At 28.6% G+C, this 2,171-nt stretch carries 3 protein-coding genes; all 3 read left to right on the top strand.

From position 1 onward, the window contains the following. The first annotated feature begins 360 nt into the window (after positions 1–360). Positions 361–558 (top strand): hypothetical protein, encoded by a 198-nt coding sequence (locus AOB46_RS22565; protein ID WP_062703643.1) that lies wholly within the window; start codon positions 361–363, stop codon positions 556–558. 94 nt (positions 559–652) lie between these two features. Further along, on the top strand, positions 653–1,060 hold the full coding sequence (locus AOB46_RS22560) for a hypothetical protein (RefSeq protein ID WP_062703642.1): 408 nt from the start codon (positions 653–655) through the stop codon (positions 1,058–1,060). Positions 1,061–1,932: 872 nt separating this feature from the next. Beyond that, a partial coding sequence (locus tag AOB46_RS23760) for a hypothetical protein (RefSeq protein ID WP_206542273.1) occupies positions 1,933–2,171 on the top strand: 239 nt, incomplete at its 3' end.

The raw sequence follows: 2,171 nt of genomic DNA, 5'->3' as shown, positions 1-2,171 counted from the left end.
TTGATAAAATTATAGAATATATTCTGAATCTTAAAGTTGATAATTATGATGATATCCCATTAATCGAGTCATAAGTAAAAAAGTTGTTCTTTTCTTTATTATTTTAGACAAAACAATGGCGTGAACGTCATCGCCTATACTCAAAGAAAAACAATAGGCTGTTTCATTTCTGAAGCAGTCTATTTTGCTATATATGACTACATTTGTCTGCAATTTTGAAATAATAAGTATATTTACAATTATACTAATGCTCCTGTAAGGTTTTTTGGAAATAATATTTATGGCAATGGAAGAACTTTTATTAAAGCTGCACCAGTTGCACAAGTAATTGGCCGTTTTACTTTTGGAGCAGCTGTTGCAATGGATGGAATTGGTGTAATTAATTATTATGATAATCCAACATCCAAAAATGCTGTACATCCTACAAAATTTGGTGTTAATACAGCTATTGGTTATTATTCATTAAAAGTAAATCCTGTATTGGGAGCAGTGTATTTTGGAGTAGATGCTTTTTACCCCGGAGGTTGGCTAGGCAAAGAGAATTACCTGGTGCTATAATGGATGTTTCTCGAATGATAGAAGCTAATCAAAAAGTAATTCCAGGTTTTAATATTTATAGAGATATGCCAGGAGGATTGTAAAAAAAATAAACATGAAAAAAGCGTACTATTATTTATTTTATAAATTATATAAACATTATGAGAAAGGTCCTTCTGTATGGATGTCTGATTGGAAAGCTAGCTTTAGCTTAGATGTACTTATATATTTTATTGTTACATCCCTTTTTATTTATTATAAAGTTATTTTTAATCGTTATATTCATTTGTCTGAAAATAATATTGAAGCTTTCTTATTGGTTATAACTGTTGTTTTGGCTAATTATTTCATATTCCACTCTCAAAATCAATCGAAAAGGATAATCGCAGATTTTGACCAACTACCTAAAAATAAAGATCAAACAGGTGGATGGATCGTGTTCTGTTTTGTTTTGTTTGTGATCGTTAATTTGGTTTTTTCATTTTATTTGATGAGTCAAATAGATTGGAAAAAATATCAATAAGTGATAAATAAAGTAAAATAAAAAGAGAAGTATTTTGATAATGTTTTTTAAGAAATATATACACGTTCCTACGAATATTATGTTGGAATCATCGAATTTTGTTTAATGAAAAAATGATAGACTGTTTCAAAAGTGAAACAGTCTATTTTGTTATATATGACTACATCTGTCTGCAATTTTGAAATAATAAGTATATTTACAACTATACCAATCAGTTAGGAAATGTACGGTTGAGCTATCAGAATAACGGCTCAGGAGCAGCAGTTCTTGAAGAAAAACTAATCAATAATGACAAAATTTTTGAATTATATTATTTTTCACTTTATTGAATTTCAAAAAAAAGTAGGAAATAATGATATATCCATATTTTCTACATCTACATTTTTTACAATTATCCTATGGATGAATATTTTAACAACGCTAAATTTTATTTTTCTGAAAAACTATTATCCTACTAAAAATTATTTTATCCCTATTACATTGTTTTGTATAGGATTATTCTGGATAATAAATAATTATATAAAGAAAAAAAGGCATGAAAACTATGGTTTTCGTACTTCTTTTTCAGGATATTCATGTTTATTGCTTTATATTATAGTAAGCTTTGCTTTATTTGTTTATAGTGTAGAGTTGTTAAGATAAGAAATTAAGATATTAATTGTAGTAAAAATTAATTATATTCTAACTCTTGGAGACTTGCAACTTTGAAAGAGTATATAGGAATGGCACTCTGAATATAATCATTCAGTTTGAAAACAATAGACTGTTTCGTTTTTGAAGCAGTCTATTTTGCTGTATATGACTACATTTGTCTTCAATTTTGAAATAATAAGTATATTTACAACTATACCGATCAGCTAAGAAATGTACGGTTGAGTTATCAGAATAATGGCTCAGGGGCAGCCGTTCTTGAAGAAAATGTAATGAATAATCGGGTGATGATGTATGATCCGGATGGAAGAGTGAGTCAGGAATGGCTTAATGGAATTTACAATAGGTCACGACCAGGAAAAACAACATATAGTCAGTTTTCTTCTAACGGGATGTCAGTTTGGGCTAATTATGAAAGCTTGCCATTTGGTGAAGCTTCCCGACTTTATAGTTGGATTGA

This window comes from Chryseobacterium indologenes, from assembly GCF_001295265.1.
Lineage (GTDB): Bacteria > Bacteroidota > Bacteroidia > Flavobacteriales > Weeksellaceae > Chryseobacterium > Chryseobacterium indologenes_A.
This window is presented reverse-complemented; position numbering and strand designations above follow the sequence as displayed.